Origin of the sequence: Oceanitalea stevensii, from assembly GCF_014837105.1 — a bacterium.
GTDB classification, from domain to species: domain Bacteria; phylum Actinomycetota; class Actinomycetes; order Actinomycetales; family Actinomycetaceae; genus Oceanitalea; species Oceanitalea stevensii.
Genome location: NZ_JACSPO010000010.1, coordinates 69556 through 93592, shown reverse-complemented (window position 1 = coordinate 93592; position 24037 = coordinate 69556). Strand labels below are relative to the sequence as shown.

Sequence of the window (24037 nt, the reverse complement as noted above, 5' to 3'; positions counted from 1 at the left end):
GGTCAGGCGCCGGGCGGGACGAGCTCCGCGACGAGCGCCTCGACGCGCGCGCGGATCTCGTCGCGGATGGGCCGCACAGCGTCGAGGCCCTGGCCTGCGGGGTCGTCCAGCACCCAGTCCTCGTAGCGCTTCCCCGGGTAGTACGGGCACGCGTCGCCGCAGCCCATGGTGATGACGACGTCGGCCTCGCGGACGGCGGTGTCGCTCAGCCGGGTGGGCTGGTTCGCGGTGATGTCGATGCCCTCCTCGGCCATCGCCTCGACGGCCACCGGGTTGATCCGGTCGGCGGGCATCGAGCCGGCGGAGGTGACGGTGACACGGTCCCCGGCGAGGGCGGTGAGGTAGCCCGCCGCCATCTGCGAGCGGCCGGCGTTGTGGACGCAGACGAACAGGACGGTGGGGGAGGTCATCGGGTCTCCGTGGGTTCAGGCGCGGGGCTTGGTCGCGCGGATGATCGCGCCGTGCATCTGCGGTGCCACCTCGTGGGTGTACTCGACGGCGACGTCGGTGAACCCGGCCGCCGTCATCCCCTCGAGGTACTCGGCGCGGCTCAGCGCACCGGCGATGCAGCCCGCGTGGGAGCCCCGCTCGGCGCGCTCCTCGGGCGTGAGGTGGTCCTCCGCGACGACGTCGGAGACGCCCACCCGGCCGCCGGGCGACAGGACGCGGAACATCTCCGTGAGCACCGCGGGCTTGTCGGTGGAGAGGTTGATGACGCAGTTGGAGATGACGACGTCGACGGCGTCGTCCGGGAGCGGCACCTCCTCGATGGTGCCGCGGAGGAACTCGACGTTGCTCACGCCCGCCGCAGCGGCGTTCGCGCGGGCGAGCGCGAGCATCTCCTCGGTCATGTCGACGCCGTAGGCGAAGCCCGTGGGGCCGACGCGTCGCGCGGAGAGGAGCACGTCGATGCCGCCGCCGGACCCGAGGTCGAGGACGCGCTCGCCGGGGGAGAGGGCGGCGACGGCGGTGGGGTTGCCGCAGCCGAGGCTGGCCGCCACGGCCGCGACGGGGAGGTCGACGGCGTCGCGGGCGTCGTACAGGCCCGCGCCGAAGGTGACGTCCACGGTGGTGTCCGAGGCGCCGCAGCAGCTGGAGTCGGTCGTCCCGTCGAGGACCTGCTCGTTGCTCGCTCCCGTCTGCACCTGGGTGGCGGCCGCGGCGTACCGGCGGCGCACCTGCTCACGCAGCTCGTTCTCGGCCATGGTCCTGCTCCCATCGACGGTGTTCGATGGGATGACGATGGCGCACGCATCGACTGATGTCAATACGTGTGGGAGGATCGACCACATGCCGACTTCGCCGACGCCCGTGGCCTGCTGCAGCCCGGTGCTGAGCGCTGCGCTCGACGAGCGGGAGGCGCAGAGCCTGGCCGAGGTGTTCAAGGCGCTCGCCGACCCCACGCGGGTTCGCCTGCTCTCCCTCATCGCCGCGGCTCCCGACGGCGAGGCGTGCATCTGTGACCTCACGGCGCCGGTGGGGCTGAGCCAGCCGACCGTCTCCCACCACATGAGGAGGCTGGCCGACGCCGGGCTGGTCGAGCGCGAGCAGCGGGGCCGGTGGGCCTACTACCGCGTGCTTCCCGACGCGCTGGGCGCCGTCGCCCGCGCGATCACACCTGCCGGGTAGGCGTCCGAGGGAACGTCAGAGGCGAACGGCAGACTGCCGTTCGCCTCCGTGCTGGTGGGACCGCGTGGTCCCGGGAGTCAGTCGCCGAGCGCGTGCTCGCGCGGCTGCGAGCCCTGCTCGGCCGACGCCGGCTCGAGCGTCCCGTCGTCGGGGCCCACGATGTCGACGAGCTCGCCGATCCGGGTGACGTCGAGGAGGAAGCGCACCACGGGGGGCGGGCTGATGAACGTCGGTCGGTGGGTGGACGCCTGGATGAGGCGGCTCAGGGCCGCGAGCACCGAGGAGTCCATGAACGTGACGTCGCGGACGTCGACCTCGACCGGCACGTCGTGGAGCACGGCCTCGTGCACCGCGTCGAGCAGCTCGGCCTTCATGACCATGTCGAGCTCGCCGCGGAGGATGAGACGGGCACGGTCCGGTGTCGCATGGAACGCCACGGTGCCCGCTGCGGGTCCGGGGGTGTGGGAGTGGGTAGCCACGGTGGCCTCTTCTCTGCCGATTGGACAGATCTGCCGTCATCGGTGGGTCTAGATCTGGAAACCCGCACAGGGAGAAGGTCACAGCCGCACAGGAAAAGTGAGCGTACCGCGAAGCGCCGTGCCGGGATAGGTCGTTCCTCGTGGTACGCCGTCTTGCGTACGTAGACAGCGTAAGTCTACGATGTAGACCACCGCAAGCGGTGCGTCGACACGAGTCTGGTGCCCGCTGCGCCGGAAGGAACTCAGTGCCTACGTCAGTACGGCCCACGGCCGGCAAGGCCCCCAAGGACACTCGGGGCGGCCGGCGCGAGCCGTTGAGCCTCGAGCGCGTCCTCGTCACAGCGCTCGACATCGTCGATACCGAGGGCGTCGACGCGCTGACGATGCGAGGGCTGGCGCGCGAGCTCGGCTGCACCGCGATGGCCCTCTACCGCTACGCGGAGAGTCGGGACGCACTCCTCGACTGCCTCGTCGAGAGCGTCATGTCCACGATGGTCTGCACGCCGACCACGGACGACTGGGCCGCCGAGCTGCGGTGCGTGGCCCACAACTTCCGTGAGCTCGCGATCGCCCACCCCCGGATGGTGCCACTGCTGGTGACGCGTCCGCTGGCCACGCCGCTCGGTCTGCGCCCGCCCGGCACGCTGCGGCCGCTGGAGATGCTCCTCGGCCTGCTCACCAGTGCCGGCTTCTCGCCGGCCGACGCGCTCCACGTCTACCGGGCCTTCTTCGGACTCCTCTACGGCCACGTCCTCACCGAGCTGCAGGAGGTGGTCGCCGATCCCGAGGAGAGCGACGCGCTGCTCCGGCTGGGCCTCCACCGTCTCCCGCCGCGCGAGTTCCCCCACGTGCGTGAGCTCGCCAACGAGCTCGCGACCTACGACGGCGTCGCCGAGCTCGACAAGGGCCTCGACATGCTCCTCACCGGGCTGCAGCGCCAGCTCCGGCACGGGGACTGAGGTCAGGCGCGTCGCCGCAGTCTGACCCGCCTGGTCAGGCGGTGGCTCCCACCCCGAGCACCACCCGCGCCACGACGCGCACGGCCTCGATCAGCTGGTCGAAGGACTCCTGGTACACCTCGTCGGAGCGGCGGTACGGGTCGACGACGTCGTCCAGCTCTGCCGGCACCTGCGCCCGCTCGCGAGCAGCGAGCGGCACGAGCGCCGCCAGCCGCTCGGCCGGCCGGGCGCCCGGCCCAGCGGCGTCGTCCAGCGCGGCAGGGTCCACGGCCGCCGCGAGCCGCGCGAACTCACGGAGCGTGAAGGCCCGCCGCACCGCGGCCGGCACGTGCTCGACGACGTCGGCGCGGTGCTGGCGCGTCGCGGTGAGCACGAGGTCCGCCCCGGCGACCATCGGCTCGGTGATCCGCCGGGCGGAGAAGCTGTCGGCGGAGACGCCGGCCTGCTCGAGGAGCGCCACCATCGGCGGCTGGATCGGCTCGCCGACGAGGGCGCCGGTCCCCGCGCTGTGCACCGAGATCCCGCTCCCCGGCGCGAACGCGGAACGGAAGAGCCGCTCGATGGCGGGGGAGCGGCAGATGTTGCCCGTGCAGACGATGAGAACCGTGAAGTCCTCACCCGATCGGTATGCCGCCATGGTCATCCCTTTCCCCGTCGCCAGTGGGACGAAGCCTACCGACATCCTCCCTGTGCCCGATGGCGCGTCCATTCGGGCAGGAGCAGAATTTTCCTCACCGGCTGCCACATCCCCGGCGAGCCGATGCAACGGTGCTTAGGGGGCAGTGATGACTCTGTTCAACCCGTCGGGCGGCGACACCGACTTCGCCGAGGTTCTGCCAGGTGGCCACGAGCTGCCGGTTCTCGACACGCTCAGCGACGTCGTCGGCGTCTGTGCAACGCACGACGACGTCTACCTCCGGTTCAGCTACAGCCCGGGCGACTCGGACACCAGCACCCGCCGTGAGCGGGAGAGCGGCTACCTGCTCCTCGGGGTGCCGGCGTGGCCGCTGTGCCCCGAGCCGTGGTGGGGCGCCGGTTCGCGCACGTGGATCGCCCGCCAGCTCACCCGCCACTCCCACCTCGCACACAGCGGCATCGAGCCGTGGCTCGTCATGGGACAGGTGCGCGGCCGCGGGCCCGACTGCGAGCCGCTCATCGCCCACCTGACCCCCATCGCACGGGTGGGGCACAAGGCACTGGTCGAGGCTGACGAGTCCTATGCCGCCTGGCAGACGCGCGCCTTCCGCTCGCTCACCGGATAGCACTAGGGGAGGAGGTCGTCACCTGTCGGGCCGTGATGTGATGGTCCAGTGACGGACAACTTCCCCAGCTGGCTGGACGACGACGGCGGTTCCGCCACTCCTGACGCACGCCCTCCGACCCGCGCGGGTGGCGGCAGCGGCGACGACGGCGGGACCACGTCGCGTCGTCGGCGCAAGAAGAAGCGCCGCAACCGCACGGTGCTCGCGCTCGTGATCCTTGCCGTCCTCCTCGGGCTCGTCGCCCTCCTCGTCATCTTCGCCCTCCAGGGGCGAACTGCGGTGACGGAGATGCGGGCGGCGATGCCGCTGGTCTCCGAGCTGCGCCAGGAGGCGCTCGGCGGAGAGACGGACGCTGCCGGCGCCACCGCCGATGAGCTGCGCGAGCACACGAGCGCCGCCCGGGACGCCGTTGACGGCCCGCACTGGGCCGTCGCGGCGAAGCTGCCGTGGATCGGCGCCAACGTCGCGGCCGTCCGCACCACCACGGCCGTGGTGGACGACCTCGCGGCGGACGCGCTTCCCGACCTGGTCGCGGCCACGGACATCGTCGACCCCGCGCGCCTCGCCCCGCAGGACGGCCGGATCGACCTCGCGCCCTTCACCGAGGTCGCGCCCCGCGTCGTCGCCGCGAACGACGCCGTCGTGGCGGGCCGTGACCGTCTCGACTCAGTCGATTCCGATGAGCTGGTCGGACTGCTCGGCGACCAGATCGACAAGCTCAAGGGCCAGGTCGACGAGCTCGCCGGCCTTACTGCCACCGCCTCGCGGGCGGTCCAGCTCATCCCGCCGATGCTCGGCGCCGAGGAGTCGCGCGAGTACATCCTCATGGTGCAGAACAACGCTGAGCCCCGCGCCACGGGCGGCCTCACCGGTGCCTTCCTCCTCCTTCGCGCCGAGGACGGCGCGGTCGAGCTCGTCGAGCAGCGCTCGGCAGGGGAGGTCGGGTACTTCGGCGACGGCGCGGTCGAGCTGACCGACACCGAGATCGCCCTCTTCGGCACGCAGCTCGCCCGGTACCCCGGCAACGTCACAGCGACGCCCGACTTCCCCCGCAGCGCCGAGATCATCAGCGCGATGTGGAGCGAGGGGGTCGGCGGCGAGGTCGATGGTGTGCTCTCGCTCGACCCGGTGGCGCTCGGCTCCCTGCTCGAGGCGACCGGACCGATCGGCCTCGACGACGGAGAGCTCGGGGCGCTCGGCGTCCCGTCGGAGATGTTCGGCGGTGATGCTCGGCTGACTGCCGACAACGCCGCCGACATCATGCTCAACGGTGTCTACCGGTACATCGACGACACCTCCGCCCAGGACGAGTTCTTCGAGGTCGCGGCAGCGACGATCTTCTCCGCCGTCATGACCGGTGAGGCCGCTCCCGCAGCAACGGTGGCCTCGCTCGTGCAGGCAGCCGACGAAGGCCGGCTGATTGTGTGGTCGGCACATGAAGAAGAGCAGGACCTGCTCGCTGGCACCGTTCTTAGCGGCGAGCTCCGTGGTGACACTGGTCACGGTGCGCCCGTCGTCGGGGTCTATGTCAACGACCTGAGCGCGGCGAAGATCGCCTTTTACCAGCGGATGGAGGTCGAGGTCGAGGCCAAGCAGTGCCACGCCAATGGCAACCAGGACGTCACCGTGTCCGTCACGCTGACCTCCGACGTGCCGGACGGCGCTGCCGAGCTTCCGAATTCCCTTGCTGGCAACGGGAGCGTCGTCGACAAGGGCGATATGCGCTCGAACCTTCTTGTCTACGCGCCTACGGGCGGTCGCATCACCGACGTGCGCGACCCTGATACCGACGACGTCGGTGCCTTCCCGCAGGTGCACAACCAGCAGGTGGTCGTCGGCCGCCGAGTCAATCTCAGCCCGGGAGATTCGGTCACGACTCAGTTCGACATCACCACGGGACCAGGTTTCACTAGTGACGCGGTCCTGCGGATGACTCCGGGACCTGGGGGTGAGAGGTACATCTCGTCCGCGTTGACATGTCGACACTAGCCGATAACCTGGACCGGACCGATCTACCGACACGGTCCTGACGACCCATTGGGGGATAGACCATGATCCGACGCGCTTTCGCTGGCCTGCTCGCGGCCGCACTGCTCGTTCTCGCTCCGTCCGCCGCCTTCGGTTACTCCGAGGACGACTTCGACGCCGCGATTTCCACGACCAACCCGGCCCCGGGCGAGGCCTTCACCGTCACCGTCGAGGCGCCTTCCGGCACCGACGTGACCCTGACGATCTCCTCGGACGCCGTGAACGACGACGACATCCAGATCGCCGGCACCAAGTCTCTGACTAAGACCGCCGTCGACGGCGCCGCCGTCTTCAGCGTCACCCTCACCGAGGAGGCGGTCTACGAGATCGTCGCCACGGACAACGAGGGCAACGTCATCGAGACCTTCCAGGTCGTTGTCGGCGACGGCGGGGCCACCCCGGCTCCCGGCGCTGGCGAGGACACGGACGGCGCTGCCGGCCCGTCCCTCCCCGAGACCGGTGCGACGGCCACCCCGCTCCTCATCGGCGGCGCTGTGCTGCTGCTGGTCGGCGCTGCGGCTCTGTTCCTCGCCCGTCGCGGCAAGGTCACTGCCTGACGCCCCAAACGTCACGACCGTCTTCGGAGGGCCCCTGCGAGCGATCGCAGGGGCCCTCTGGGCTTTCCAGGAGGGATCCCGGTGCCCGACCCGCACATGCGCTGGCGGCATTGCCTCGTAGCGTCGCTACTGCCCCTGTTACTACTTCCCGCCTGTGGCGGACCGCAGGACGGTGCCGGGGTCCCGACCGGGGAGCCCTCGGCCACCGCCGGGCCGACGAGAACGTCCGACCCGGCCGCCTACGCGGCCGATCTGATCGAGCTCACCAACGAGACGCGCGAGGAGGAGGGCCTGCCCGGCCTCAAGCGCTCGGACTGTGCCGAGACCGCCGCTCTCGAGCGTGCACACGCTCTCGTCGGGCAGGGGGAGCTCGTCCACGCCCCGATGACACCGGTCATCGACCAGTGCGCCCCGGCGACGACCGCCGCGGAAAACCTCGTCAACAGCACCGCTCAGCCGATTGATGTGGTGAAGGCGTGGCTCGGGTCGCCCGGTCACCGCGCCAACATCATCGATCCCGACCTCACCGAGATCGGGATCGGCTGCGTGCCCGACGGCGTCAAGCTGCTGTGCTCGCAGGTGTTCCTCGGTCCCTGACCATCCAGATGCTGCGCGGATCGTCTCGCGGGCTCTGCTCGGTTCCGTCGTCCCTGAGGTGAAGCTCATGCTATCCCGCTCCAGTCGCCCGTGGTCCGCCCTCGGACTGGGGGCACTCGTCGTCCTCAACATCGTCCTCATCGGCCTCCTCCTCGTTCGTCCGGCGCCCGGTGTCGACGGCGAGGCCCCAGATGCGGCGCCGCCGGCTACCCCGACGGGCGTCGCGGAGGGGGAGCCGCCGGCGAAGCGGGAGCCAGCGGAGCTCCCCACGACGAGAGCGCGCCCCGACCACCCGGAGCCGGCCGAGCGGATCATCGTCGGTACCGACGCCACGACGGCGTGGCGGGCCGAGGTGGGCACCTGCGAGGACGCAGCGACGTTCGAGCGCACGACCGACGGTGGAGAGACCTGGGAGGAGGTGCCGCTCGACCTTGCGCCCGTGAGCAGGGTGCGCGTCCTGGGGCCGCAGACGCTCTTCGTCATCGGGGGAGCGGCCGACTGCGAGCCGACATACCTCTCCTCGTCCACGGCGGGCTCCAACTGGCTCAGCAACGACCAGTACCTCGATGGCTCCTGGTACCTGGTCCCCTCGGACAGCACCACGATCGCGACACCGGCCGGTACGGTCGGAGTCCCGTGCAAGGCGGTCGACCTCGCCGCGCTCGACGCCTCCGACGCCGCAATCCTCTGCCAGGACGGCGACCTCGCGCTCACGTCCGACGGAGGCGTGTCCTGGGAGGAGGCAGAGGCACCGATCGCCGCCTTCGCGATTGGCGTGCGGCAGGACGGCTTCGCCCTAGCAGGGACCCACGAGAGGTGCGACGAGGACGTCGCCGTCGTGCTCACCGCCGCCGACGGCGCCGCGTTGGACGAGCCGTCGTGCGTGGCCGCCGACGCGGGCTCCCTCGCTGTGTCCGGAGGCCCCGATGCCCTGTGGCTGTGGGCGGGCGACGACACCTTTGTCTCCACCGACGGTGGCCGGAGCTGGTAGGTCAGAGGGGCGTCGCTGGAACCTCGCAGAAGGACTGGTGGTCGAGTCAGTCAGGGGACACCGCATCGTCTCAAGACGTCCTGCGCGACGCGTTAGAGGCTCGTCGCTGTGCGTCCCGTCCGCCGGGGTGCCTGACACGGAGACGTGTGGCTCTTCAGGTACGCGAGTACGGGAGCGCCACGTCCGCTGCCGGGCGCTGCATGCTACGAGCTCAGCGGCGCGAGGCTGAGAGCCTCTCACCGGGCCAGGTCGAGCGCTTGGCGTGGGTGGGCTGCGGCGCGGCCGTCCGACGGCTGGAGCGCGCGGCGGACACTCGCGACCCGGTGAGCGTGGGGTCCTCGCTGCTATAGTACTCGTATGCGTAGCGGTCGCGCTCCTTGCGCTGTGCCTTGTTGAGCACGATCCCGAGGACGTGGGCGTCCACCTTGGCGAGTGCCTCCAACGAGGTGCGCAGCTGAGGCTTCTGGAGACGGTCCGCGCCGGCGACGACCAGTGTCCCTCCGACGAGCTTGCTGAGGATGGCCGCGTCGGTGACGGGTAGCAGCGGCGGGCTGTCTATGAGGACGACATCGTAGGTCCCCGCGAGATCACCGAGCAGGCGGCTCATGGCACGCGAGCCGAGCAGCTCGCTCGGGTTCGGGGGGATCTGGCCCGAGGGCAGGATGTCCAGCGAAGTGCCCTGCCAGGGCTGGACGACGTCCTCGACGTTGGCGCGCCCGATAAGGACGGTCGTCAGCCCCACACGGCCCTCGAAGCCCATGTACTTGGCGACGGAGGGACGGCGGAGATCCGCGTCGATGAGGATGACGCGCGCACCGGCGTCAGCGAGGGAGGCAGCGAGGTTGATGGCCGTGGTCGTCTTGCCCTCACCAGGAACGGAGGACGTGACGACGATCGAGCTGGGACGGTCTCCGAAGTCGACGAACTGGAGGTTCGTCCTCAGGCGTCGGATCGCCTCGGCCCTGGCACCCATGGAGTCGTCGTGCATGAAGACCGGGTGGTCGGTAGCCGTGGGGTCGACGGGCACGGTGGCGAGCGGTGTCACGTCGGTGACGGCGGCGATGTCGTTGTCGTCGCGGACCTTCGTGTCGAGCAGCTGACGGAGTAGGGCCACGCCCACGCCCAGGAGCGCACCGAGCACGAGCCCCATCGCAAGATTCCGAGCGGTCCTCGGCGAGGACGGCGAGTCTGCCACCTGCGCCTCGCTGAGCATGGTCGCGCGGACGGTCTCAGTACCGTCGGGGCGCTCAGGGGAGAGGCCGCCGACCGTCGACGCAAGCTGATCTGCGACCGCGTTTGCAACGTCGCGCGCCAGGACCGGATCCTCATCGGTTGCGGCGATCACGAGGATCGTCGTGTCCGCGGCGACAGAGACGTCCAAGGCAGCGGCGAGATTGGAAGGGTCCTCGCCCAGTCCGAAGCGCTCCGCCACGGGGCCGAGCACGATCGGGGACTTGGCGACCTCGGCATAAGAAGCCATCTGCTTCTCGGTGAACGTCGAGCCCTGCGCGAGGTCCGACACCGACTCGCCTCCCTGCACGGCAAAGAACATCCGCGTCGAGGAGGTGTACTCCGGCGTGGTGAGGAGCGTGCCTGCTGCCGTTGCGGCTAACGTCAGGAGCCCAACGGTGACGACAGTCAGCCATCGTGTGCGCAGCACGTGCAAGTAGTCGCGCAGATCCATTCGGTCCCCCGGTAGCCCAGTCATCGTGCCGAAACATCCTCCCACACCTTGGCCCGGAGCGGCTTCGGGCGGTAGCGACGCGAGTTGTGCCATCGTCGTCGTGCTGATGCGCGTTCACCCGTTGAACCCGCGGCTCGGAGGGGATTCCGCGTGGAGAGGATGGAGGATTCCTCCGGGCGGGAGGGGAGGCTGCGGTGAGGAGCGACTAGCGTCACAGGCGAGACGACCGCCGGTACGGCCTGGCGAAGTGACCACCTGATCGCCCTAAGCGAGCTGGGCCGGTGCGGACGATCGGTTACCGAGTCGTATGCGACGCCGTCCACCTCCGCGGAGGCGTGTCGCCATCCCCTGTGTGGTTCAGGAGAGGATCTCCCCGAACGGGCCGAACAGGAAGCCGACGGCGAGGATGGCGATCAGGGTCGAGAAAACTCTCAAGTGGTCGCCGAGTGTGCGACCTCCCTTGATGAGTGCGGGGATGAGAGCGATCGGCGCGAGGGTCCATGAGTACACGGCGATGCGGTCCGAAAAGTACACGTGGGCCAAGAGCAGGTACATGCAGTTGAGTGCGACGAAGTACCGGGCGAGATCCGTCGCGCCGCGCTCTCCTGGAGCGCGTACCGCAAAGAAATGGATAGCGACAAGCATTCCCAGCGAGAAAAGCCAGAACTCAACTCGGAGAGTGCCCCCGCTGTAGCTTCGTGCGAGGTCCGGATCGGCATATGCGCCCAGCCTGTCGATCGATTGGTTGAGGGGGCTCAAGAGGAATCGAAAGACGCCTGTGAATGCCGCTGCAGACGCCACGAGCCAGATCTTCACGAGCGTGGCGTAACTGATCTTGGACACGAGGACCACGAGGACGACTGCGGCGGCTGTGATTGCTGACCAGTGGAAGAGGCTCGCCACGATGAGTGAGACGAGAGCGGACTTCCGGGCGCCGGTGAGAATCAGTGAGATCGCCAGCACGATGCAGGCCAGCGCGAGCCCCTGGCGGATGGCAACCGACGAGTATGTGACGAAGAAGCCGAGTGCGAGTACGCCCAGGAACGTCACGGGGACGGACGCCCATGGCATCAGCAGCCTTAGGGCCGCGATATAAACGACCGCGCACACCAATGCCACCCCTGCGTAGAGGTGGACATCAGTGGCGCCGAAGAGGGACACGCCTTTGAGGAACGCCCAGAACAAGGGCTCGCGCTCGATCGAGTCGATACCACCGCCACGGGCGACCTCTTCGAGATCCCGCAGGTAGTTCTGCCGGTCGCTGATGCCGCGGCCGACGACGAGGGCCGCGTAGCCGGCGAGCGACGTATATACAACGAGCGGGGGGAGTGCCAACGCTCCGGGGATCTTCCGACCCGACGGAACGAGCGCAAGCGCGAGCGACCATGCAACGGCGGTCGCCAAGATGGCACCTATCAAAATGGCTTCAACCACGCCGCGCCCTCCCCTCCACGCAGATGTGGCGGTCTGCTTCCGTCCTACGACGATTGAGTTCGATCCCTGCTCCTCGATCGCGGCGAGGGCACCTCGGGCCAGTGGTCATTTCTCCGCCCGAAGGAGTGCAGCTATCGCGCCGACCGCCCTCATGCAGGCAGCGGTCGCGACGAGGACACCGGCCGCCCAGATTGAACCGTGGTCCCACAGTACGAACGCTGTCAGCAGAGAGACGCCGAGCGCGGAAGCCGCGACGTACAACTGCCTCCTGTACCTGTTCAGCACCAGTAGGAGAAGGTTCGCGGCGTACGAGAAGGCGAGCATGAGGACCGCGACGGCAAGCGGGGCGACCTGTGAGCGAGTGAGCCCGAACTCCGGCCCATAGATCACGGGGAGCAGCGGCGGCAAGAACACGAATGTTGCGCTGGCACCTAGCAGTCCGAGTGCCGTCATTGCAGCCAACGGCGGTAAGGCTGCCGTCCGGAGACGGCCCGCCCGATGCTCCTGCGCGAGACGTGCAAGCCAGACCTGCTGAGTGGAGCTGTAGAACAGGTTGGCGAACGTGATCACGTACATCGCAGTCGAGAACAGGCCGATGTCATCCTGCGTAGCTGTCTCGGCGAGATACAGGACGGGCAGGTACGCCAGTAGCGTGGAGATCGACTCAGCCACCGCGAGGGGCAGGCCCGACCTCGCGATGACTCCGCTCTCTGTCAGGCCTGCGCGCACTCCGCCCGGTGTCGGCTTTCGATATGCGCGTAGTACGGGGATTCCAAAGTATGCGAAGACGAGTGCCGACGCGACGGCAGATGCCCAGAGCGACGCGATGGGGTCCCCCGAAAGGTAGAACACCACGCCAGCGCCGGCGGCTGTGCCCACCGCATTCGCGTACATCGAAGCCGTCACCCGACTGGTTCGACCGTTGACGTGGAGGGCTCCGATGCAGATATCGGTCAACGAGTCGAAGAATTTGATTGCTATGACGGGGCCGACGATGCTGACCCCGATGTCCGACCTGATCGCAGCGATGGCAAGCACCACTCCACTCGCCACCACGGAGAGAACGGTGCGGAGGCTGAAGAATGTGGAAAGGCCCGGACGGTCCCGCATCGACATGTAGATGTTGCGCATGCCGAGCTGCGAGAAGATGAAGACGGGGGCGGATAGCGCCATGGCTAGTGAGAACTGGCCCGCGCCCTGCGGCCCAGCGGTAGCCGCGAAGAACCAGAGCAGGAACCACTGAGTCGCGGCGCGTGCGAGGTAGCCGGTTGTGAGGCCTAGCGACGAACCCCATCCCCGGAAGCTGAGCCGTCTACTCACCGCGGCCGACGATTCTCGATGGCGCGAAAGGCGAGATACTTCGCGAACCGGCGTCCGCTGCGGGCAACTGACCATGCGCTCGCCAAGAGCCATTCGCCGAAGCCGAGCAGGCGGTCCGCTCGAGCTCGGTAGTAGACGTGGAGCTGGTTGCGGGCCATAGCTAGGAGATTCGCGCTGAGACCAGAGTCCCCGAATGGGCGCTTGTAGCTCACGCTGAGGGGCGTCGGGATACGCCCAAGCCGCTTTCCGCTGAGGTGGAGCCGCAGCCAGAGCTCATAGTCCTCCGCGTACCGGCGCTCCGCGTTGAACCGCAGTCCGACGCCCCGCCGCACCATGACGCTTGAGGTAGCGAAGCGGTTCTTGAAGACAAGAGCCCGACGAGTCACGACAGCTGCATCGCGAGAACCATGGCTGGCCGCGGTGTCTCCGAGGGCCACCCAGACGTTGGGCCCTCCTACCAGGTCCAGCCGCTGGTCCTCCAGCGCGCGGCACTGCCACTCCAACTTCGTCGGAAGCCAGGAATCGTCTGAATCGAGGAAGGCGACGACATCGCCGCCTGCAGCATCCCAGCCGGCATTTCGTGCGCCCCCGGGGCCCGAGTTCTTGTGTAGTTGAAGAACGCGGACGCTCGGTGGAAGCTCTTCCACGAGGAGAGCAAGCGCCTCCCGATCCCGAGTCGGGCTCGCATCGTCGACGACGATGATCTCTCGAGGGGCCAGGGTCTGGTTGAGAGCCGACTCGATCGCACGCTTGAGCGTCGAGGTGTCGCCATAGTGCGGGATGATGACCGAAACGTCCAAGCTACTTCCCTCTTCCATCATTCCGCGTTGCGCCATAGACGTACGTCGACTCAGCCCGCTGCCGGTAGTCGTCGACGCTCTTCTGGGGCCGACTGTATGTACGCGAGTACTGAGCCAGCGCGCGCCACCGCGAGACGTCTGCATCAGCGGAGACTGCGGCCGCCTCGGGTGCGCCGATGTCGTCCATGAAGTCGGCGCACTTGGGGTGATAGTTCACCTGGGCGAAAGGTGTTTCCGTCAGGTACGAGACGACGCCTCCGTGCAGGCGGGTAGCCACGTTGAACGACTGGCGGCGGATCACACCAAGTGTCTCGGCCAAGTCACCGCTGTAGGAGTGAAGCTGCACTTCGTCCGTGTGGGTTCGGGCAGTGCGAGCGACTTCCTTCGCGAGGTCGAGGTCACCGTTGGTCGGGTGGTAGTTGAGCGCGATCGATGTCACTCGGAGCCGTGCTCCATGGATATCCTTGAGGGCGGCCAGAAATGCCGAGATCCCGTCGAGGTACGCCCCACGGTCCAATCCCTTGTACTCGCACGGCATGATCCCGATTCTGATGAGGCCGTCCGACTGCGTCGACAGTTCGGTCTCGAAGGGGTAGAGCGCGGCGAGGTCGCCCCCGAATTTGACTTTGTTCTCGATGCCCCACAGCTCTGCGAACTCCATTGAGGGCCGGTCCCTGACGACGATGCGTTCGAACGCCCGCGCGAAGTCGGATACTTCACGCTCGTCCGTGGCGGTCGAGAAGGGACCGAAGGAGACTCCGAGCGCCGACAGGCGACGGAGCCTGTGGCGCGCGAGCCAAGCCTCCATGACGTGCCTGCCCTTGACGGACTGGAAGACCGACCCACCTCCCAAGACGATGTCGTCCGCCCAGCGGAAATCCCGCACTGCGTACGCCAGTCGAAGCACCGCTCCGACCTTCGAAGCGGACTGGTAGACCCGACCGGAAATGGTGGACCTGTCGCGAGGAGCCGAAGTGCGCACTCGAGCGGATGGCCACAGGTCGGAGCCGCGCGCGACGATGGTCGCGCGGAACAGGTCGTCACCGAAGTTCGACATACCGTAATAGCCAACCGCGGTGACTCGGCGTGTACTCACCAATAGCCTCGTCTCTATCGTTCAGCCGATGGGGCTGGAGCCAACGACTCGTAATGTTGCGCATAGCGGGTGCACACGGCCTCTTCGCCGAACTGTTCAACGACGCGGTCACGGGCTGCGGTCCCGAGCCGTGTCCGCAAGCGTTCGTCGGTCGCCAACTTTTCGACGCACGCTGCGTACGGAGCCGCTCCCGAGTCCTGAGCAATCAGGCCGGTAACTCCGTCGACGATGGCGTCGACGACACCGGTGACCGACATCCCCACGGATGGGACACCGGCGAGTGCGGCCTCCAGCACGACGTTGCCGAAACCTTCACGACGACTCGGGACACACAAGATGTCAAGAACGGGATACACCCGTTCAACAGCTGGCTCGTAGGGACGCTGAACGACAGTCCAGTCCGACGTTTCCAGTCGTGCTCGTATCGCTGCGCTCGAGGGTGAATCGTCATTCCCGACGACGAGGAGAGTTCCCCGAACGTTCCGTGCCGCAAGGATCGACAGTGACTCCGCCAGGATGTCCAGGCCCTTGTCGGGTGCGATGCGCCCGATGTATCCCAGAATCGGTGCCGTCAACGTTCTCCGAGTCGCCTGGGCATGCTGCAGTGTCGCCCCGTCTGGCACAAACCGGTCGATGTCTACACCCTTGGACGAGCCGGGACCCAAAGTGCGCAGCTTCCTCGCATCGCAAATCCGGAGGTCCTTCAACCGCGTCTCGAGTGATCTGCTGATCGTCAGGACGGAGTCCGCTGATCTGCAGGCCAGTCGCTCCGTGGCCACGAGAATGTTCCGCTTGAGGCCGACCGCGGTCTCGAGGGGCAGGCCCCTCACGAGATAGACCGACTTGGCCTTGGGGATCACCGCTGCCGCCAACGTACCGAGCAGACCTGCCTTCGGCGTACCGGCGCTCACGACGTCGGGCTTCAACTGCCAGAGCAGAGAGGTCAGCTTGACGAGGGCGGCCACATCACGAGCGGGGGAGATGTCGCGCCTCATGGCGATCGGATGTGTCTCGAAGCCGTCGGCGCGCAGGCTCTCGAGGTTGGGACCTGGTGAGGACGCAACGTGCACAGTCCATCCCCTGTCGCGGAGGACCCGGCAATGGGGGTAGAGGAGCTTTGCGGACTGGTCGGCGGTGACAAGAAGGAGGATGGCCCTTCGGGCGCCGCGACGAGCGTCAGGGCGTCCTGCCGGAGCCGGCGTACTTTGGGGACGGCGCCGCCACCACTGCGAAATTCGACCCGGAATCATGTGATGTCGTCCCTGTAGTCACGCTCATGGACACTCAGGTCGTCATGGCGACTGAACGCAGTGTCTTCCTTGCGTAGAACCGTGTTTAGTGTGCGAACCACGATCTTGAGGTCGCCTAGGAAAGTGATGTTGTCGACGTACTTGACGTCGTACTCGATTTTTTCAGTCCATGTAAGGGAATTGCGCCCGCTCACCTGCGCCAGGCCGGTAAGGCCGGGGCGAACACCTAGCCGCCGCCGCTGCTCATCTGTATACCGAGTGACCTGGTACGGCAGAGTTGGGCGGGGGCCGACGAGCGACATGTCGCCCTTGACGACGTTGATGAGCTGGGGGACCTCGTCGATGCTCAGTCGCCGGAGAACTGAGCCCACGCGGGTCACTCGCTCGGCATTGTCGAGGGGGCTCCCGTCTGGACGGAAGCTCTGCTCGAGCGGGAGCATCGTTCGAAACTTGTAGATCTTGAACGGGTTCCCATTTCTCCCGATCCGTGTCTGGGTGTAGAGCACGCCGCCGGGAGACTCGGCGCGGATGGCGATCGCGATCACCGCGGAGACCGGTGCGAAAGCGACGAGGGCACCCGTCGTCGCGACGATGTCGAAGACTCTCTTGCCGAACTTCTCGTAAAGGGCCATCGGTCAAACTCCCCTAATCTGCCTGATCAGTGCGTCGCGTTCGAGCTTGAGGGTCACGTCGTGCCCCGTCTTCCGCGAGCGGATGACGCGACCTTGGGAGCTAGTGAGGGCGCCGAAGCTTGAGGACACCTCGTCGAGCGCCTCGTACATGCCGTTCTGGAGGAACAACGACTGGTCGATGTCCGGACCGAGAGCCTTCGCCAGCAGACCGTAGGTCTTGCTGTGGTAGTACTGGCGGCTCCCCAGAACGGGGCGCAGGGCGCTGACGACGGGCACTTCCAACTGGATCGCCAGGACGGCAGCGTGATACCTCATGCTGACAACAAGGGACGCCCCACCGATCACCGCAGCGGCGGTCTCGATCGGAAGGAACCCATGGGTCTCGATGTCGACAACGTGGAGATCGGGCACCCGTTCAGCCAGGAACGCGGCTTGGTCTGTGCCGCCGCGGCCGAGGTTGAGAGGCAGGAAGACGACTGCGTGACCATGCACGTCCCGCATGGTCTGGACGAAGCGCGTGATCGTGTCGAGGTTGGCCGCGAGTTCCTCGACGGGCGCGTAGGACTCAATGACGACGTACTCGGAAGGGAGGTCCGTTTCACGAGCCTGCGGCACTCCTGGACTGAGGAAGTACAGATCGTCGGGCACCTGCTGTATACGCTCACTCGCGACGCCGAGGCGGCGGAGGTGAGCGGGCGAGTACACGTCGTCACGTGTGTGCAGAGCGACTCCCGGCAAGTCGTTCAGCAAGGCGAAGAAGAAGTCCTCGTAAGCCCCGAAGGGGCCGTAACCGTTCGCGGTGAACACGATTGGGGTGCCCACTCTTCTCGCCGCATACACGGGGCCGAGGATCTGCATGAGCTGAGGCGCGCGGTGAGGTGAGGCCCACAGGCCGTTGATGTAGCCGCCTCCGTTCACCACGAGAACGTCGAGGGCTGCAACGGAGTCGAGCAGAGCTTGCGGGTCGGTGAACATGGGGAGTGCGTCCGCGGGCGTGAGGCTCGCGTCGGTGAGATCGAGGCCCTCTGTGGCACCCGTACGCAGGTCTACTGGACGTACCTCAGGACTCGAGTCGCTCAGGTAGTGGTCGACGACCTTGTGCAGGAATGCGGAATCGGCCGCGTAGAGGACGGCTTCGTCAGGCGCGATGTCGAGGTAGTTGTTGACGAGCATCGCGTAGTCGCCAAAGTTGACGTCCGAGAAAGGGCCCGTAAAGCCGATGCGCTGGCTCATGCCTTCCTCCCTTCCGAATGTGGTCGTAGCGAAAGAACGTGCGGGATGTCGGTCAGAGCGGAAATTCTGATGTGCTCGCGTAGGTCGTTCAGGTATGCGCGGTGGCTGTGGACGCCGTCCCGCATGACACGGACGGTCGTCAGCGGAAGCGTGCTAGCCACGGCGAAGTCCTTCGCTGGGTTGTCGCCGACGTAGGCCATATGGGCGACGTCGGAGCCAGCATTGCGGGCGAGCATTTCGAAACTCCTGGGATCGGGCTTCCAGAAGTCAGGGCCGTACTCGTCGGTGATTATGATCTCGTCGACGAGTTCGGAGGCGCCGAGCGCGTTCAACTTGCTGCGTTGCGCTACGGCGTAACCGTCAGTGACTATGCCAATCCGGACGCCGATCTCGCGGAGAGCAGAGAGGGTGGGCATGACATCGCCGTAGAAATCAATCTGCGGCGTGTGCTCGCGATACAGGGTGACCAGTTCCTTCGATGTGACGTGGTCTACCCGTAGGAGTTCCAAGACGCGGTCGAAAGCGCGTCCAGGAGTTTCGGCTTGGAACGACATGAGTGCGTCGGCGATATCCCGAGCGCTCGTCGCAACAACCGGCGCGAGGTAGTCGGCCACGGCGGCGAAGCCGCTCCGCACGTAGGTCTTCTCGGGCGTCAGCGTGTCGTCGAGATCGAATACGACGAAATTGATCGGGCTCATTCAAAGAGTACCGCTTGGGGCTCCGTGGTTGTGCCGAGCTGCAGCGTCCTGTCAAAGCGCAGGAACGTTGCGCCGTCCATGGCTGGGGTTGGCGTGGTGGGGATGTTGAGGCGTATCCGGTACAGGTTGAGACATGAATCTGCCCCCGCGTGGATCGACATAGGGGCGCCCCCTCCGAAGCGAGGGTTGATCTCGATGAAGGACACCGTGCCGTTCTCGACGATGCACTGCACAGTGACGTGGTACCGGAGCGGGAGCGCTGCAAGGAGCCGCTCAGTCGCCTCGATCACCTCCGGCGCGTGGTGGATCCTCCCCTTAGAAATCTCGCCCGACCGTGTTGCGAGACGGAGTCTGGGCGTGATCGAGAGCGGTCGTCCGTCGGGAGCGATGAAGCAGTCAACGGTGTACTCGTCTCCCGCTGCGTAGCTCTGGACCATGAGGTCCGGCGTGGTGCGCCGAGCGACCTCAAGATCGTCGAGGGTGTCCAGGCGTTGTGCGCCCACCGACGAACTCCCGCCGCGTGGCTTCGCGAACGCGGGGAACGTGACGCGCAGCCCTGTCACCTCGTCCTCGGTGTAGAGGTGTGGGGTGACGAGGCCCTTGCTTCGGAGGTAGGCGTGGGTCTTCACCTTGTCTCGGCATATGGCGATGCTGTAGGTATCGGAGATCGCGACCAGCGCGCCGGTTGTCTCCTCGATCAGCTCGCGATTCGCCGCCATCACTGCGAGCTCGGTGTCGATGGTCGGTATGACCAGATCAATCGCGTGCTTCCTACAGAGGGCCAGGAGAGCCTGGATGTAGTTGCTCTCGGTGCACCGGGGAAGAATCTCGTGCGCGTCCGCGAAGTACAGCGCCGGAGCGAGGGGGCTGGCATCGGCAGCGACAACCCGTGGAGTGACGTCGAGTCCGGGGTGTTGCCTTTGGAACGCCCGCACGAGCTCGACTCGGCGCCCTGCGCTGAGGATCAGGACATTGACGGTGGTGGTCATCGGGTGTCCGGGCTGGACGTGGGCGGCGCGGTTGCTGACAGTGGCGCCGAGACGTCTGGAGTTGCTCGGTGTAGTGCCTCGGTCACCTCCTGGATCGTTTGAATGACGTGGTCGAGCTGTGCCGCAGTCATGACCGACCCTGAAGGAAGGGACAGTCCCGATGAGTGCAGTCGTTCCGAGGTGCCGTTGCTGTAGGAGCGCCTGCCCTCGTAGACGGGCTGGAGGTGCATGGGCTTCCACAGCGGACGGGCCTCGATGCCGCCTTCATTGAGGCGCGCAGCGAGCGTCGAGGCACTCCAGCCAGCAGCATCGGGGTCGATCAGTACCGACGTGAGCCAGTAGTTGTCGCGCGTCGGACCTCCGTCCGAGCCGTCCGGAGCACCAAACATCTGGACTCCCGGGAGCGCAGCGACCATCTCGCGGTATCTGAGACGGGTGTGTCGTCGACGCTCGATCATGTCGTCCAGGCGACCCAGCTGTGCGCGGCCGATCGCGGCAAGGATGTTCGAAAGCCTGTAGTTGTAGCCGACCTCGGTGTGCTCGTAGTGCAGCACTGGCTGGCGCGCCTGGGTCGCGAGGTATCGCGTCCTCGTCGCGACGTCTGCGTCGTCGGTGAGGAGCATGCCGCCACCGGAGGTCGTCATGACCTTGTTGCCGTTGAACGACAGGATCGACGCGTCGCCGAAGCTTCCAGCAGGGCGGCCGTTCCGCCAGGCGCCGAGCGACTCGGCGGCATCGGACAGCACCGGTGCGCCCGCACGGCCCGCGATCTCGGTGATCCGCTCGTAGTTGGCGACCTTGCCGAGCAGGTCGACAGGGACGATCGCCGCGATCCGCCGGCCCTGTGCTTGAAGATCTGAGACTGCCTCGTCGAGGAGATCGACGTCGATGTTGCCCGTCTCGTCGCAGTCGACGAAGACAGGCTCCGCACCGGTGTAAATGATCGCGTTCGCTGTCGCAGCGAAGGTCATCGTGGCGGTGACCACGACGTCCCCCGGACCGACGCCGAAGTTGAGCAGCCCGAGGTGAAGTGCGGCGGTGCCCGACGACAGCGCAACCGCGTGCTTCCTGCCGGTGTAGGCCGCGATCTCCTCCTCGAAGGCGTCCACCTCGGGGCCGAGGGGTGCCACCCACCCACCTCGGAGCGCACGCAGAACGGCTTCCTCCTCGGCCGGCCCGGTGTCGGGCGGGGAGAGCAGGATCCGATCGTTCATGACTGGTGCTCCTTCAGGTTGTCCGGTTCAGCCGACTGACCAGCATCTCCGACGGGCGGGCTCCCGTGGTCGTGCAGCCGGTCGAGCTGGGACGGTGCGATGGGTGGTACGGCGACGTGCGAGATGAGGGGGTGCTGAGGCCGCACCCCGGTCTCGTTCTCGCTGAAGAGGTCCTCGTGGAGCTTCTCGTTCGGGCGTAGTCCGGTGAAGACGATCTCGATGTCCTGGCCGGAGTGGGTGACCAGTCGTCGCGCGACATCAAGGATCCGGACAGGCTCACCCATGTCGAGAACGAGTACCTCGCCGTCGCTGCCGATGGCGCCGGCCTGGATGACGAGCTCGCTGGCCTCCGGGATCGTCATGAAGTACCGCGTGACGTCGGGGTGTGTGACCGTGATGGGCCCACCCCGCTCGATCTGCTGTCGGAAGGTGTGGAGCATCGAGCCGCGCGACCCGAGGACGTTGCCGAAGCGGACTGAGAGGTAGGTGCCGCTCGCCTGCTGGCCGTACCAGGCCGTGAGCTGCTCGGCGAGGCGCTTGGTCTTGCCCAGGACGCTCGTCGGGTTCGCGGCCTTGTCGGTCGAGATGTTGACGAACTTGTCGACGCCGAACTCGGCGGAGAGCTCGAGGAGGTTCTGCGTGCCGATGACGTTGGTCTTCCACGCCTCGTCCGGGTACTGCTCGAGCATGGGTAGGTGCTTGAGAGCGGCGGCGTGGAAGACGACCTCCGGGCGGTGGGCCTCGAAGATCTCTCGCAGCGCATCCTTGTCGCGGATGCTCGCGAGAGCCATGTCCGGGGTGTCGAGGAGTGCCTTGCCGTAGATGGAGAGCTGCACGCCGTGGAGCGCGGACTCGTCACGGTCGAGGAGGATGAGATCGGCGGGGCCGAACTTGTGCACCTGCCGGGCCAGCTCGGAACCGATCGACCCACCGGCTCCCGTGACGAGCACACGCTTGTCGGTGAGGTAGTTGGCGATGGAGCCGATGTCGGTCCGGATCTGACGGCGACCGAGGATGTCGGCGATGTCGACCTCCTTGACGTCGCTCAGCTTCACCCTCCCTCCGAGGATCTGGCTGAGGGGCGGCAGCAGGAGGAACTTCATACCGGCGCCCTCGACGATGTCGGCGACCTCGGCGATCATCGTCTTGCTCGCGGCGGAGATCGCGAGGATGACGGTGGTGACGTCACGCTCCTGTGCCTGCCGCACGATGTCGTCGCGGCTCCCGAGCACCGGGGCGTTGAGGAGACTGAGGTGCCGCTTGGCAGGGTCGTCGTCGATGAAGCCGACCACCCGGTACGGCGACGACGAGTCCATCTCGACGAGGCGCAGGAGCTGGTAGCCCGCGTCACCCGCGCCGTAGATGAGGACGTTCTCGTTCTCCTCGGTCGAGGGTCGCTTCGGAGTCGTCCACGCTCGGTACGCCCAACGGCCGGCGGCCATGAAGATCAAGGCGAAGGGCGGCGCCAGGAACGCGATTCCGCGCGGGAAGTCCTCGAGGTCCCGGATGAGGACGAAGGTGACGATGAGGACGAGAGCGACGACGACGACGGACAGGAGGAGGCCGAGGCTCTCCTCGAAGCTGCCGAGCCGGTACTTCCCGCGGTAGAGCTTGAGCAGGGCACCGACGACGAGCTGAGCGATGCTCGCGAGCCCGGCGTAGAGAAAGACGGTGCTCCACTGGGCGTCATTGAGGTAGAACTCGTAACGGGTACCGACGATGAGCGCCACGGCGACGCACCACGCGGCGCAGTCCCACAGTCCGACCAGGCTTCGTCGAGCCAGCGTCCCCCCGGACAAAGTGATCCTCCTACTGGCGTGGCCAAATCGCCGATTCGAGCGGCATGAATGGCAGGCCTGGACGGCCCTGAGCCATTGAGAGCATACGGGACAGGCGTAGCGCACCGCGCTCCGGGTGACACAAGGCACGGTCGGTGCAGCCCGTCCACCGCCGGCCTGAGCAGCTCCCCTCCGGGGTCGGGAATGAGCTGGGTGCCCGCATGAGGAAGCCCTGCAACGTCATCGGCGGGCCAGGACCGCCTCGCGCATCCTCTCCAGCGCGTCCCGGAGGATGGGCCGTGGCATGGCGAAGATGAAGCGGGCGAAGCCGTCGCCTGCCTCGCCGCACATCGTGCCGTCCGTCAGGGCGACGCCGGCCTCGCGGCGGAAGAACTGGGCCGGCCCGCCGGGGAGGTCGAGCTCGCGGCAGTCGAGCCAGGCGATGTAGGTGCCCTCGACCGGGCTGATCCGCAGGCCCGGGATGTCCTCGACCATCGTCACGAGAAGGTCCCTGTTCCCGCGGAGGTAGGAGACGACGTCGTCGAGCCAGTCCTGGCTCTCGTCGTAGGCCGCGACGACCGCGCGTCCGCCCAGGAGCCCGACCGTGTCCCCGGCGTCGGCGGCGTACGGGGCGAAGGTGGCGACGTCGTCGTCGTTGGAGAGGAGCATCTGCCCGCACTTGAGGCCGGGGATGTTCCAGCCCTTGGAGGCAGCCACGGCCGTGATGGTGTGGCCGGCGGTGCGCTCGTCGAGGGAGGCGTACGGGAGGTGGGGCAGGTCGTCGAGGACGAGCGGGGCGTGGATCTCGTCGGAGAACACGCGGCCGCCGCGGCGGTCGACGACCTCGGCGACGGCCTCGAGCTCGTCGCGGGTGAGGACGCGGCCGACCGGGTTCCACGGATTGCACAGGACGAGGAGCCCGGCGCCGGCGGCGAAGGCGGCGTCGATGGCGACGAGGTCGAGGTGGTAGCGGCCGTCGTCGTCGAGGAGCGAGGGCACCTCGATGACCTCGCGGTCCAGAGCCGGCACGACGGTGAGGAAGGGCATGTAGGCCGGCGTCGGCACGATGACGGGGGAGCCGGGCGGGGTGAAGCGCTGGATGGCGATGCGCATGACGGACAGGACGTCGGGCAGGAGGTGGACGTTGTCCGCCGGGATCTGCCAGTCGAAGCTGCGGGCCAGCCAGTCGGCCGTGGCGCGCTTGGCGGCGGCGCGGTCCGCCATGGGGAGGTAGCCCATGGCCTGGCTGTCCGCAGCCGTCCGGACCACCTCGGCCACGGCAGGCGGGACGCCGAAGTCCATCTCCGCGACGAAGGCGCCGATCGCGTCGGGGAACATCGTCCACTTGGTGCTGCCCGCGGCGCGGAGCTGGTCGACGGTGATCTCGTCGAAGGGGTGCACTGATCC

At 67.3% G+C, this 24037-nt stretch carries 24 protein-coding genes; 7 read left to right on the top strand and 17 right to left on the bottom strand.

Features of this window, described 5'->3' with window-relative positions:
* Positions 1 to 2: 2 nt before the first annotated feature.
* Complete coding sequence (locus H9624_RS13960; RefSeq protein WP_251840508.1) at positions 3 to 410, bottom strand: arsenate reductase ArsC; 408 nt, start codon at positions 408 to 410, stop codon at positions 3 to 5.
* Positions 411 to 425: 15 nt separating this feature from the next.
* Entirely contained in the window at positions 426 to 1205 is a 780-nt protein-coding gene (gene arsM, locus H9624_RS13955; RefSeq protein WP_251840507.1) for an arsenite methyltransferase, read from the bottom strand.
* An 85-nt stretch (positions 1206 to 1290) separates the two neighbouring features.
* Here arsM and H9624_RS13950 point away from each other — a divergent pair, with 85 nt between their 5' ends.
* Positions 1291 to 1629 (top strand): ArsR/SmtB family transcription factor, encoded by a 339-nt coding sequence (locus H9624_RS13950; protein WP_251840506.1) that lies wholly within the window; start codon positions 1291 to 1293, stop codon positions 1627 to 1629.
* Between the two features lie 77 nt (positions 1630 to 1706).
* Here H9624_RS13950 and H9624_RS13945 read toward each other — a convergent pair whose 3' ends face one another.
* Entirely contained in the window at positions 1707 to 2108 is a 402-nt protein-coding gene (locus H9624_RS13945; protein ID WP_251840505.1) for an STAS domain-containing protein, read from the bottom strand.
* Positions 2109 to 2353: 245 nt separating this feature from the next.
* Here H9624_RS13945 and H9624_RS13940 point away from each other — a divergent pair, with 245 nt between their 5' ends.
* Complete coding sequence (locus H9624_RS13940; RefSeq protein WP_251840504.1) at positions 2354 to 3067, top strand: TetR/AcrR family transcriptional regulator C-terminal domain-containing protein; 714 nt, start codon at positions 2354 to 2356, stop codon at positions 3065 to 3067.
* Positions 3068 to 3101: 34 nt separating this feature from the next.
* Here the strand turns inward: H9624_RS13940 and H9624_RS13935 are convergent, their stop codons facing one another.
* Complete coding sequence (locus tag H9624_RS13935; RefSeq protein ID WP_251840503.1) at positions 3102 to 3704, bottom strand: arsenate reductase/protein-tyrosine-phosphatase family protein; 603 nt, start codon at positions 3702 to 3704, stop codon at positions 3102 to 3104.
* Positions 3705 to 3852: 148 nt separating this feature from the next.
* Between H9624_RS13935 and H9624_RS13930 the strand changes: the two genes are divergently transcribed.
* The 5 genes from H9624_RS13930 (at position 3853) to H9624_RS13910 (ending at position 8502) form a co-directional block, all read left to right on the top strand.
* Positions 3853 to 4329 (top strand): DUF6098 family protein, encoded by a 477-nt coding sequence (locus tag H9624_RS13930; protein ID WP_251840502.1) that lies wholly within the window; start codon positions 3853 to 3855, stop codon positions 4327 to 4329.
* Positions 4330 to 4377: 48 nt separating this feature from the next.
* Positions 4378 to 6318: a DUF4012 domain-containing protein gene (locus tag H9624_RS16985; protein ID WP_251840501.1), complete on the top strand. Its 1941-nt coding sequence runs from the start codon at positions 4378 to 4380 to the stop codon at positions 6316 to 6318.
* A gap of 62 nt (positions 6319 to 6380) precedes the next feature.
* Positions 6381 to 6914 carry an LPXTG cell wall anchor domain-containing protein gene (locus H9624_RS13920; RefSeq protein ID WP_251840500.1) on the top strand — a complete coding sequence of 178 codons (534 nt, stop codon included), beginning with the start codon at positions 6381 to 6383 and terminating at the stop codon, positions 6912 to 6914.
* A gap of 81 nt (positions 6915 to 6995) precedes the next feature.
* A complete protein-coding gene (locus H9624_RS13915) occupies positions 6996 to 7511 on the top strand; it encodes a CAP domain-containing protein (RefSeq protein ID WP_251840499.1) in 516 nt (171 codons plus the stop codon).
* A 67-nt stretch (positions 7512 to 7578) separates the two neighbouring features.
* Entirely contained in the window at positions 7579 to 8502 is a 924-nt protein-coding gene (locus H9624_RS13910; RefSeq protein WP_251840498.1) for a hypothetical protein, read from the top strand.
* Between the two features lie 211 nt (positions 8503 to 8713).
* Here H9624_RS13910 and H9624_RS13905 read toward each other — a convergent pair whose 3' ends face one another.
* The 13 genes from H9624_RS13905 to H9624_RS13845 form a co-directional block, all read right to left on the bottom strand.
* Positions 8714 to 10186 carry a tyrosine-protein kinase domain-containing protein gene (locus H9624_RS13905; protein WP_251840497.1) on the bottom strand — a complete coding sequence of 491 codons (1473 nt, stop codon included), beginning with the start codon at positions 10184 to 10186 and terminating at the stop codon, positions 8714 to 8716.
* Between the two features lie 357 nt (positions 10187 to 10543).
* Complete coding sequence (locus H9624_RS13900; RefSeq protein ID WP_251840496.1) at positions 10544 to 11620, bottom strand: EpsG family protein; 1077 nt, start codon at positions 11618 to 11620, stop codon at positions 10544 to 10546.
* Positions 11621 to 11725: 105 nt separating this feature from the next.
* On the bottom strand, positions 11726 to 12751 hold the full coding sequence (locus tag H9624_RS13895; RefSeq protein ID WP_251840495.1) for a lipopolysaccharide biosynthesis protein: 1026 nt from the start codon (positions 12749 to 12751) through the stop codon (positions 11726 to 11728).
* A 185-nt stretch (positions 12752 to 12936) separates the two neighbouring features.
* Positions 12937 to 13740, bottom strand: a complete 804-nt coding sequence (locus tag H9624_RS13890; protein ID WP_251840494.1) for a glycosyltransferase family 2 protein — start codon at positions 13738 to 13740, stop codon at positions 12937 to 12939.
* Position 13741: 1 nt separating this feature from the next.
* Complete coding sequence (locus H9624_RS13885; protein ID WP_251840493.1) at positions 13742 to 14797, bottom strand: polysaccharide pyruvyl transferase family protein; 1056 nt, start codon at positions 14795 to 14797, stop codon at positions 13742 to 13744.
* A gap of 53 nt (positions 14798 to 14850) precedes the next feature.
* Positions 14851 to 16086 carry a glycosyltransferase gene (locus H9624_RS13880; protein WP_251840492.1) on the bottom strand — a complete coding sequence of 412 codons (1236 nt, stop codon included), beginning with the start codon at positions 16084 to 16086 and terminating at the stop codon, positions 14851 to 14853.
* Complete coding sequence (locus H9624_RS13875) at positions 16083 to 16718, bottom strand: sugar transferase (RefSeq protein ID WP_251840491.1); 636 nt, start codon at positions 16716 to 16718, stop codon at positions 16083 to 16085. The genes H9624_RS13880 and H9624_RS13875 overlap by 4 nt, the downstream gene beginning before the upstream one ends.
* A 3-nt stretch (positions 16719 to 16721) precedes the next feature.
* A complete protein-coding gene (locus H9624_RS13870) occupies positions 16722 to 17951 on the bottom strand; it encodes a polysaccharide pyruvyl transferase family protein (protein ID WP_251840490.1) in 1230 nt (409 codons plus the stop codon).
* On the bottom strand, positions 17948 to 18649 hold the full coding sequence (locus H9624_RS13865) for an HAD family hydrolase (protein ID WP_251840489.1): 702 nt from the start codon (positions 18647 to 18649) through the stop codon (positions 17948 to 17950). Before H9624_RS13865 ends, H9624_RS13870 begins: the two co-directional genes overlap by 4 nt.
* On the bottom strand, positions 18646 to 19638 hold the full coding sequence (locus H9624_RS13860) for an ATP-grasp domain-containing protein (RefSeq protein ID WP_251840488.1): 993 nt from the start codon (positions 19636 to 19638) through the stop codon (positions 18646 to 18648). Before H9624_RS13860 ends, H9624_RS13865 begins: the two co-directional genes overlap by 4 nt.
* Positions 19635 to 20852 carry a DegT/DnrJ/EryC1/StrS family aminotransferase gene (locus tag H9624_RS13855; RefSeq protein ID WP_251840487.1) on the bottom strand — a complete coding sequence of 406 codons (1218 nt, stop codon included), beginning with the start codon at positions 20850 to 20852 and terminating at the stop codon, positions 19635 to 19637. Before H9624_RS13855 ends, H9624_RS13860 begins: the two co-directional genes overlap by 4 nt.
* Positions 20849 to 22582 (bottom strand): polysaccharide biosynthesis protein, encoded by a 1734-nt coding sequence (locus H9624_RS13850; protein ID WP_251840486.1) that lies wholly within the window; start codon positions 22580 to 22582, stop codon positions 20849 to 20851. Before H9624_RS13850 ends, H9624_RS13855 begins: the two co-directional genes overlap by 4 nt.
* A gap of 288 nt (positions 22583 to 22870) precedes the next feature.
* Entirely contained in the window at positions 22871 to 24031 is a 1161-nt protein-coding gene (locus tag H9624_RS13845; protein ID WP_251840485.1) for a MalY/PatB family protein, read from the bottom strand.
* Positions 24032 to 24037 lie beyond the last annotated feature (6 nt).

Coding starts and splice junctions, on each gene's coding strand:
- H9624_RS13870 (WP_251840490.1), bottom strand. CDS start 17,951: ATGAGCCAGCGCATCGGCTTTACGGGCCCTTTCTCGGACGTCAACTTT.
- H9624_RS13880 (WP_251840492.1), bottom strand. CDS start 16,086: ATGATTCCGGGTCGAATTTCGCAGTGGTGGCGGCGCCGTCCCCAAAGT.
- H9624_RS13950 (WP_251840506.1), top strand. CDS start 1,291: ATGCCGACTTCGCCGACGCCCGTGGCCTGCTGCAGCCCGGTGCTGAGC.
- H9624_RS13920 (WP_251840500.1), top strand. CDS start 6,381: ATGATCCGACGCGCTTTCGCTGGCCTGCTCGCGGCCGCACTGCTCGTT.
- H9624_RS13875 (WP_251840491.1), bottom strand. CDS start 16,718: ATGGCCCTTTACGAGAAGTTCGGCAAGAGAGTCTTCGACATCGTCGCG.
- H9624_RS13885 (WP_251840493.1), bottom strand. CDS start 14,797: ATGTCGAACTTCGGTGACGACCTGTTCCGCGCGACCATCGTCGCGCGC.
- H9624_RS13935 (WP_251840503.1), bottom strand. CDS start 3,704: ATGGCGGCATACCGATCGGGTGAGGACTTCACGGTTCTCATCGTCTGC.
- H9624_RS13860 (WP_251840488.1), bottom strand. CDS start 19,638: ATGACCACCACCGTCAATGTCCTGATCCTCAGCGCAGGGCGCCGAGTC.
- H9624_RS13960 (WP_251840508.1), bottom strand. CDS start 410: ATGACCTCCCCCACCGTCCTGTTCGTCTGCGTCCACAACGCCGGCCGC.
- H9624_RS13930 (WP_251840502.1), top strand. CDS start 3,853: ATGACTCTGTTCAACCCGTCGGGCGGCGACACCGACTTCGCCGAGGTT.
- H9624_RS13895 (WP_251840495.1), bottom strand. CDS start 12,751: ATGCGCAACATCTACATGTCGATGCGGGACCGTCCGGGCCTTTCCACA.
- arsM (WP_251840507.1), bottom strand. CDS start 1,205: ATGGCCGAGAACGAGCTGCGTGAGCAGGTGCGCCGCCGGTACGCCGCG.
- H9624_RS13905 (WP_251840497.1), bottom strand. CDS start 10,186: ATGGATCTGCGCGACTACTTGCACGTGCTGCGCACACGATGGCTGACT.
- H9624_RS13865 (WP_251840489.1), bottom strand. CDS start 18,649: ATGAGCCCGATCAATTTCGTCGTATTCGATCTCGACGACACGCTGACG.
- H9624_RS13855 (WP_251840487.1), bottom strand. CDS start 20,852: ATGAACGATCGGATCCTGCTCTCCCCGCCCGACACCGGGCCGGCCGAG.
- H9624_RS13910 (WP_251840498.1), top strand. CDS start 7,579: ATGCTATCCCGCTCCAGTCGCCCGTGGTCCGCCCTCGGACTGGGGGCA.